Source organism: Pseudarthrobacter sp. CC12, from assembly GCF_039907755.1.
Taxonomy (GTDB): domain Bacteria; phylum Actinomycetota; class Actinomycetes; order Actinomycetales; family Micrococcaceae; genus Arthrobacter; species Arthrobacter niigatensis.
In genome coordinates this window covers 18,892-27,034 of sequence record NZ_JARDJH010000055.1, presented here as the reverse complement: position 1 = coordinate 27,034, position 8,143 = coordinate 18,892, and the positions used below count along the sequence as shown (strand labels likewise).

Here is an 8,143-nt window from a genome sequence, read left to right as displayed (position 1 = left end):
CTGGTGCTCCTGGCCAACGACCAGGACCAGGCCATGGACATGTGGGACCACCTGGTCCGCGTGGGCATCGACAACGTAGCCGGCTACCTCACCAGCATCGAAGGACTGCCCACCTACACCCCCAAGCTGATCCAGCCCGAGGAACTCGAAGGCTTCGACGCCGCCATGGTCCTGGACGTCCGCAACAAGACCGAGCACAAGGCCGGGCATGTCCCGGGCTCGTACCAGCTCAGCGGCGGCCGGCTCATGTGGCACCTCGATGAACTCCCCGCCGGCGGCACCATCGTCTCCTACTGCCAGTCCGGCGTGCGGAACTCCGTAGCCGCCAGCGCCCTGCGCCGCGCCGGATACAACGTCGTCGAACTCGACGGCAGCTACGCCGCCTGGAACTCCTGGCAGAACAGCGTCCCCGCCGTCTAACCAAAGCAGCAGTGCGAACACTAATTGAGTAAAACCAGGGTGCGGCGGCACGGGTGCGTTCACCCGGGCCACCGCACCCTGTTCAGCGAAGTACCTACCCAGGAGGATGACATGTGCAGGGCAGTGACATGCAAGAAATGCCATAAGACAACATGGGCCGGATGCGGCCAGCACGTAGACCAGGTCCTGCGCGGAGTTTCCAGCTCCCAACGCTGCCCCGGTCACGCACAGGAGAGCCGGACCGGCAAGGGCTTCTTCGCAAAACTCTTCGGGCGGTAGGGCAACTTAGCCGCCCCGGAGCCACGGTGAAGCAGCCGACACCGCAGGGGCTGCTGAACAGTCCATCACGAAGGATCATCATGCAGAACGAAAGCACGCCGGCGGACGCAGTACCGGGAAGCGCAGCAGTCCCGGTACTGCGTGGACGCCGGGAAAGCCGACCCCCGCGACTGCAGCGGCGCGTGATTCCGGTTCTTGTCAGCGGCCAGATCCTTGGCGGGATCGGGATGGGGGCAACGTTGTCCCTGGGCTCCCTTCTGGCGGCACAGCTCTCAGGATCCACTGCCTGGTCCGGGATGGCCGCAACAATGAGCACCCTCGGCGCAGCCCTGGCCGCAGTGCCCCTGGCCCGTTTGGCGCAGGCCCGCGGCCGCCGCGTCTCGCTGTCCACCGGCGCGGTGATTGCCGGGACCGGCGCCGTCACCGCCATCACCTCGGCGGCCATAGGCGCCTTTCCCCTGCTGCTGCTGGGCCTGATGCTGCTCGGGGCCGGGTCAGCCGTGAACCTGCAGGCCCGCTTTGCCGCCACCGATCTTTCCCGTCCCGCGTCCCGCGGCCGCGACCTTTCGATTGTGGTGTGGTCCACCACGATCGGCGCTGTCCTGGGCCCGAACCTCTTCGACCCCGGCGAAGCGGTCGGCGCCGCTCTCGGCCTGCCGCCGCTGACCGGCGCCTTCGCCTTTTCCGTGGCTGCCCAACTCGCTGCCGCCGCCGTCTATGCAGGAGGTCTGCGACCGGACCCGCTCCTGACGGCAATGGCCTCGCGGGCGCACGACGCTGCGGCTCCCCGCCCCCAAGGTGGCCTGGCGGTGCTGCGAAGCAACCCCCGCGCCCGGTACGCGGTGGCGGCCGTGGCCCTCAGCCACGCCACGATGGTGGCGCTGATGTCCATGACCCCCGTGCACCTGCGCGCCCACGGAGCCAGCCTGACCGTCGTCGGACTGACCATCAGCCTCCACATTGCCGGCATGTACGCCCTCTCGCCCCTCTTCGGATGGATGTCGGACAAGGTGGGGCGGATGCCCACCATCCTGGCCGGGCAGGGAATGCTGGTGGTTTCGCTGGTGCTGGCAGGGGTAGCCGCGGATTCCCGCGGGGCAGTGACCGCCAGCCTGATCTTTTTGGGACTCGGCTGGTCGGCCTCCGTGGTGGCCGGGTCCGCACTGGTCGCTGAGTCCGCGCAACCGCAGGACCGGCCCGCGCTTCAAGGCGTCTCTGACTTGGGCATGAATGCCTCCGGTGCCGTCGGTGGCGCGCTGGCCGGCCCGGTGCTGGCCGCGGCCGGGTACTCAGGGCTGGGCCTCGCCTCCCTCGCTTTGGTCGCCGTCGTGATCGGGTGGACCGCCTTGCAGCCACACCGCACCCCGAGGGAAATGGAGCAACCATGACTGTCAACAACCAGAACGACGAGGGCAGGGGTGCAGGCAGCGCCCAGGCCCTGAGTCCCAGGGGACGACGGCGACGACAGCCCGTTGGAGGAGTTCTGGGCTGGTCCCGGAAACGCGTTGTCAGCGCCATCGCCATTGCTGCGGCCTCCGCCGCTTTCCTTCTGGCCGCCACCGGTACGGCGGCGGTCCCAACATCGGGCTGGACCGGATATCTGTTCGTCGCCGCCGGCTCGATCCTCGCTGGCCTTCTGGCCGGCAGTTACGTGGGAGCACCCATAGGCGCGGCGGCCACCTTCTGTGACCTGCGGTGGCCCGTGGCAGGTCTCCTCGGCCTGGTATGGGCCAATACCTATCGGGGTGACCAGCCACCGGCCCAGATCGCGGTCGGCATCCTTGCCCTGGCCGTGATGGCCTGGGCCCTGCGTGCGCGCCTGGAACTGGAGCGCCAAGTCTCTCTTGCACCGGATCCCGAGAATGCCGAAGCCGAGGTCTGCACAGACTGCCGCCCGTTGTTCCCGGCCAAGCCACAGCAACCCAGCTGAAAACCTGTCCGTTGGAACTGCAACCCTCTACCTAACCGCCCCGGGCGGCGGGCACGAGCGGTGGGAGTCCACGCTATGGGGCGGACGGCGGGTTTCGCTGCTGGCGCATTGCTCTCCGCACCCATCGCCGGCGCCTCCAGCATCCTGCCGCCGTAGGGAGAGCCGCCGCCGGGCTACGCTGAGCCTAGGCTTAGGCCTTCTCGTTCCCCGTTCCCCATTCGGCAGGATCCCATGGCCGCTCAGGCTCCAACAGAGTCATTCATCCCGTCACCGACCGTCAGCGCGTTTCATCTGGGACCGCTGACGATCCACTTCTACGCCCTGTGCATTCTTGCCGGTATCGCACTCGCCCTCTGGCTCGGGTCCCGGCGCTGGCAGCAGCGCGGCGGCCAACCGGGCCAAGTGCTGGACATCTGCCTCTGGGCGGTTCCGGCCGGAATCATCGGTGGGCGGATCTATCACGTCATCACCGACCCCGAACTGTATTTCCTCCCCGGCCGGGACCCGTGGAATGCATTCGCCATCTGGGACGGCGGCCTCGGTATCTGGGGCGCCGTTGCCCTTGGCTGCGCCGTTGCCTGGATCGGCTGCCGCAGGCTGAAGGTCTCCTTTGTCGCTTTCCTGGACGCCGTCGCCCCCGGCGTCCTCTTCGCCCAGGCGCTGGGCCGCTGGGGAAACTGGTTCAACAACGAACTCTACGGTGATGCCAGCACCCTGCCCTGGAGGCTCCAGATCCACCAGATGGACGCTGCCTCGGGACCGCTGTGACGGACGCGTCCGGGGCGCCTTTGGTGCTGGGGTTCTTTGAACCGACATTCCTGTACGAGTCGTTGTGGTGCGTGATCGCCGGGGCCGCCATCCTGTTCCTCGATGCCAGCTTAAGGCTGGGCGCGGGAAGCGTGTTCGCCCTCTACGTGAGCGGTTACTCTGCCGGACGCTTCGTCTTCGAGCTGATGCGCTCCGACTATGCCAACCTGATCCTGGGTCTGCGCGTGAACACCTGGGTCGCGGCCCTGCTGTTTGCCGCCGGCGCGGTCGCGTTCCTTGTGCTGTTCCGCCGGCCCCGGTCCAGGACCCGGCCGGCGCCCCTCGAACCGACCCTGGCTTAGGCGGTACCGGACTCAACCGTGATCTTTTGCGCGCCGCTGCGAGGCCGGGTGTGCGGTACCAGCGGTATCAGCAAATGATGATGATCAGGTCGATAGTGTCCCCGCCGTAGTACATCATTTGTGCGCCGGATTGGCCCTGGCTTTCGAGCTCGGGCGCCCGCATATCCCCTCTTTATCTGTTGTCGGGGACGACAAGGACGGGGCGGTGCTGGTTGTGGATTAGGGACCCGGAAACGGATCCTTCGAGGAACCTGTCCAACCGTGCCAGGGGCCCGGTCCGGTCGGCGCCGACGACGAGCAGGGATGCGTCTGTGTTCTCTGCCAGGCGGCTGAGGGCTTTGGGGACGTCACCGTTGAGAACGCGGAGGGACCACGTCTCCCCGGGCTGTCCGAGTATGGATTCCAGCTTTCGTTGCAGTTGTCGGGATGGGAATTCGGCCTCTTCATTGATGGTCGGGTCTAGTGAAAGGGCTGTCCGTTGGCCTTCAGGTTCCCATTCCGTAAGGTAACTGGCTGGATCTACGAATGCGCAGACGAGATGCTGTCCCAGGGCTGCCGCGAGGCCGGCGGCGGTACGGATCAGGCGCTCTGAAAAGGACCATCCGACTCCGAGCACGACGGGTCCGTCCGGCCATCCGTCATCCGGCATGATGGCTTCTGGAGAGGCGTGCGGCGGCGGCGATGAATGCGGCGGTCCCGGTGGCGGCCGCCGCGGCGTAGGCCATGGCGGTGTAACTTCCGAGCCAAGTTGCGACTGTCGGGCCCACTGCCGGGGCGAGGGCGGTAACAGCTGTCAGAGGGGCCGAGAAGATCCCTTGCAGGGTGCCCAGGTTCTGGCTTCCCCAGCGGTCTCCTACGATCGTGGCCTGCAGCAGTGTCTGGCACCCGCGGACCGCCCCGGCGAGCATTCCTGCCGAGATCAGCAGCGGCACCGGGCCGGGCAGAAACGCCAGTAGAAGGACGGTGCAGGCTGCCGCCCCGGCGATGACCGGTAGCCGGGCGTCGAGTGGGATGGCAGCGAAGAACAGGCGCCCGCCGACCTGTCCGGCGCCCACGAGGCCGAGCCCAACCGCGGCTGTCGTGTAGTCGGATCCTTTTTCCATCAACAGAGGGATGATGTTCAGCGTCACGGTGTAGAGCCCTAGGCAGAGCAGGATCATGAGCGCCTGCAGACCGAGGAATTCCGGGCTTCGCCGGACAGCCCGCAGCATCACCCGGTGGTCAGTCGCTGCGCTGCCAGGGGCGGCCGGGGCCCACTTCCGGTTCAGGTATCGGGCGTGCAGGGGCACGGTGACGAGTCCCATAATCCCGGCGAGGATGAGGAAGGCGCCTCGCCAACCGAACGCGGATGTCAAGGCTGCGGTGACGGGCGCGAAAATGGTGGAAGCGAACCCCGCCACGAGGGTCAGCACGGTCAGGGGCCGGATGCGGGCGGGTCCGTACCAGCGGCTGATCACCGTGAAGGCAGGCTGATACAGCACGGCGGCCTGCGCGGTGCCGGCGACCAGCCAGGCCGCGAAGAACACGAGGAGGTTCGGTGCCGCCGCCACTATGACCAGGGCCAGGATTCCAACGAGGGATCCGCCGATCATCAGGGTGCGCGGGCCGGTCCTGTCGAGGATCCTGCCGACGGCGATCCCGGCCGCCGCGGATACCAACAGTCCGGCGGAAAAGGCTCCGGTCACGAAGGCCGGGTCCCAGCCGGTGTCCTCGCTGATGGGGCGGACCGCCGCGATCAATGCGTAGTAGAGCACGCCCCACCCGGTCGTCTGGGTGATGCACAGCGCGGCGAGACCGCCGCGGGGCGCACCTTCCGCGACCAGTGCGTGGGCCAACGCCGGGGCGGCCACGGCCTAATTCCCGGTCAGCTCCGCGTGAAGCGTCTGGACCCGGGCCTTGATGTCATCCCGGACCAGGCGCATCCGTTCCATGCCTTCGATGCCGCGTTCTGAGGGCTCGTCCGTATCCCAGACCTCAAGCCGCTTGCCCTCGGTGGCTTCGACTTTTGCCTCGTTGCCCAGGACGATCACGACGTCGACCGCGTCCAGGACATCGTCCGTGATGGGCTTCGGGTGTTCGCCGGTGATGTCGATGCCGAGCTCGGACAGGGACTCCACGGCCTGGGGGTTCAGTGACTTCCCGGGTTTGGTACCGGCGGAGTAGACGGTGACTGCCCCGTCGGCGAGCTGGTTCATCAGTCCGGCGGCGAGTTGGGATTTTCCGCCGTTCTTGCTGCAGACGAACAGGACGCCGGGTGTTTTCGTGGTCTCAGTCATGCGTTGGATTCTTCCTTGTCTGGGCTGGGTCGTGGAGCAGTGATGAGGCGAGTGCCTTGACCCGGTCGTGGATCTCGTCGCGGATGATCCGCACGGCCGCCACGGGAAGGCCGGCCGGGTCTGCCAGTTCCCAGTCCTCGTAGCGTTTGCCGGGGTAGATCGGGCAGGAGTCCCCGCACCCCATCGTGATCACCACGTCGGAGGCGCGCACGACGTCGTCGGTGAGGGGTTTGGGGTAGTCCCGGGTCAGGTCCAGGCCCATTTCGGACATCGCCGCGACGACGGCGGGGTCGAGTTCGGCGGCGGGGACGGAGCCGGCGGACCGGACGCGGATTCTGCCCTTGGCCTCGACATTGAGCAGTGCTGCGGCCATCTGGGACCGGCCGGCGTTCTGCACGCAGACGAACAGCACCTCCGGGACGTCGCTGCGGACGCCGTCTTTGGATGTGGCCAGGGCGTTGAGCCGGTCGTTGGCGAAGTGCTCGGTGGTGGAGGGCAGGTACGTTTTGATTTTCGCGGTCCGGGCCAGGGCGGTGTAGGACTCGAAGACGTAGCGTTCGACCGTCTCTGCGGCGAAAATGCCGGCGAACCGGTCGGCCAGCCGCCCGCTGATCCTGTGCAGGAGTTCGGTGTTGTCCTGCAGCCCGAGGGCCTGTTCATTGTGGTCAATCACGTCAGCACTCCAATGTGGTCAGTGGCCAAGGCAGGTGTATTTGGGTCAGTTTTCGCCGGAGCGGCCGTGGGCCAGGCCGGTGGGGAATCCGACGAGGACCGGTTCGGGTGCTCCGCAGCAGCCGCCGGCGGTTTCGGCCACAAACCCTGCGGGGACGGCTGCGGGGACGTCGCAGCTGGTGCCGATGTCCGAGGAGCAGACGCCGGTTTCGGGGAGTTCGAGCTGGACAGCGTCGGCGGCTTCACGGTCCCCGGCCAGGGCAGCGGCGACGGAACGGACCTGTTCGTAGCCGGTGGCGAGCAGGAAGGTGGGGGCGCGGCCGTAGGACTTCATGCCGACGATGTAGAAGTCCTGCTCGGGGTGGGCGAGCATTTTCGCGCCGTGGGGTTCTACGGTGCCGCAGGAGTGGAATTCGGGGTCGATCAGTGGGCCAAGGTCACGCGGGGCTTCCACGCCGGGGTCGAGTTCGAGCCGGAGTTCCCGAAGGATGTCCAGGTCGGGGCGGAACCCGGTGGCCGGTACCACGACGTCCGCGCGGAGAGTGCGGCCGTCCGTGGAAGTCAGGGTGACGGCTCCGTCGGACGCTGCGACGGAGGCGATTCCGAAGCCGGTGTGAAGGTCCACGGCACCGGACTCGACGAGGCTGCGGAGCCGGGCCCCGAGCTGGCCCCGGGCGGCAAGCCCGTCGGCGTCGCCGCCCCCATAAACTTTCGCTGCCGAGGCGCCGCGGATCGCCCAGACGATCTTCGTCCCGGGTACCTGGGTTGCGAGCTCGGAGAGATTCAGCAGTGTATTGGCTGCCGAGTGGCCCGCCCCGACGACGACGGCGATGCGGCCGGCGAACGCTTCACGATCGCGGCCCAACACGTCAGGCAGCGGTGAGGAAATGTGGTTGGCTGCCCCGGCTTCGCCGAGTGCGGGCAGGCCGGAGGTTCCAAGCGGGTTGCGCGTGGACCAGGTGCCCGAAGCATCGATGACAGCTGCCGCCTGGTAGTCGCGGACTTCTCCGTCGGCCTGTTCGACCCGGACGACGAACGGCGTGGTGCTGCGGTTCCGGCTGTGGGTCTTGTCCATGCCCTGACGGGTCACGGCGACGACGCGGGCGCCGGTGTGCAGGCTGGATGCAATTCCGGGAAGTGCAGCCAAGGGGGTGAGGTAGTGGTCGATGAGTTCGCCGCCGGTGGGCAGCGCCGTCGGCTCCGGGGTTTCCCAGCCGGTCGCGGTGAGCAGGCGGACGGCGGCGGCGTCGGTGTTGTACTGCCATGGGGAGAACAGCCGGATGTGGCGCCACTGTTCAATGGCTGCCCCCGCCGACGGGCCGGCTTCAAAGATCAGCGGTTCCAGGCCCCGTTCGAGCAGGTGCGCCGCGGCGGCCAGGCCGACGGGGCCGGCGCCGATTACGGCGACCGGAAGGTTCTTCGCTGGATCCATGGTGTCCTCTTTCATCCGTTCTGGT

The 8,143-nt window shown here is 67.5% G+C and carries 10 protein-coding genes; 5 read left to right on the top strand and 5 right to left on the bottom strand.

Features of this window, described 5'->3' with window-relative positions:
• The 5 genes from PV772_RS22105 to PV772_RS22085 all read left to right on the top strand — a co-directional run.
• On the top strand, window positions 1–420 hold a 420-nt coding region (locus PV772_RS22105; protein ID WP_347887576.1), incomplete at its 5' end, for a rhodanese-like domain-containing protein.
• A 359-nt stretch (window positions 421–779) separates the two neighbouring features.
• On the top strand, window positions 780–2,087 hold the full coding sequence (locus PV772_RS22100) for an MFS transporter (protein ID WP_347887575.1): 1,308 nt from the start codon (window positions 780–782) through the stop codon (window positions 2,085–2,087).
• Window positions 2,084–2,629: a hypothetical protein gene (locus PV772_RS22095; RefSeq protein ID WP_347887574.1), complete on the top strand. Its 546-nt coding sequence runs from the start codon at window positions 2,084–2,086 to the stop codon at window positions 2,627–2,629. The genes PV772_RS22100 and PV772_RS22095 overlap by 4 nt, the downstream gene beginning before the upstream one ends.
• A 231-nt stretch (window positions 2,630–2,860) precedes the next feature.
• Window positions 2,861–3,397: a prolipoprotein diacylglyceryl transferase family protein gene (locus tag PV772_RS22090; RefSeq protein ID WP_347887573.1), complete on the top strand. Its 537-nt coding sequence runs from the start codon at window positions 2,861–2,863 to the stop codon at window positions 3,395–3,397.
• Window positions 3,394–3,738 carry a prolipoprotein diacylglyceryl transferase family protein gene (locus PV772_RS22085; RefSeq protein WP_347887572.1) on the top strand — a complete coding sequence of 115 codons (345 nt, stop codon included), beginning with the start codon at window positions 3,394–3,396 and terminating at the stop codon, window positions 3,736–3,738. Before PV772_RS22090 ends, PV772_RS22085 begins: the two co-directional genes overlap by 4 nt.
• A 172-nt stretch (window positions 3,739–3,910) precedes the next feature.
• On the opposite strand, the gene PV772_RS22080 is transcribed toward PV772_RS22085, so the two are convergent.
• Genes PV772_RS22080 through PV772_RS22060 form a run of 5 tightly spaced genes read right to left on the bottom strand, consistent with a single transcriptional unit; the run spans window position 3,911 to window position 8,118 of the window.
• Window positions 3,911–4,387, bottom strand: coding sequence for a universal stress protein (locus PV772_RS22080; RefSeq protein ID WP_347887571.1), 477 nt, complete (start codon window positions 4,385–4,387; stop codon window positions 3,911–3,913).
• Window positions 4,377–5,588 carry an MFS transporter gene (locus PV772_RS22075; RefSeq protein WP_347887570.1) on the bottom strand — a complete coding sequence of 404 codons (1,212 nt, stop codon included), beginning with the start codon at window positions 5,586–5,588 and terminating at the stop codon, window positions 4,377–4,379. Before PV772_RS22075 ends, PV772_RS22080 begins: the two co-directional genes overlap by 11 nt.
• 3 nt (window positions 5,589–5,591) lie before the next feature.
• Window positions 5,592–6,014 carry a low molecular weight phosphatase family protein gene (locus tag PV772_RS22070; protein ID WP_347887569.1) on the bottom strand — a complete coding sequence of 141 codons (423 nt, stop codon included), beginning with the start codon at window positions 6,012–6,014 and terminating at the stop codon, window positions 5,592–5,594.
• The gene (locus tag PV772_RS22065) at window positions 6,007–6,687 is read right to left on the bottom strand and encodes an arsenate reductase ArsC (protein WP_347887568.1); all 681 of its coding nucleotides are present in this window, start codon (window positions 6,685–6,687) and stop codon (window positions 6,007–6,009) included. The genes PV772_RS22070 and PV772_RS22065 overlap by 8 nt, the downstream gene beginning before the upstream one ends.
• 45 nt (window positions 6,688–6,732) lie before the next feature.
• Complete coding sequence (locus PV772_RS22060) at window positions 6,733–8,118, bottom strand: NAD(P)-binding domain-containing protein (RefSeq protein WP_347887567.1); 1,386 nt, start codon at window positions 8,116–8,118, stop codon at window positions 6,733–6,735.
• Window positions 8,119–8,143: the final 25 nt, after the last annotated feature.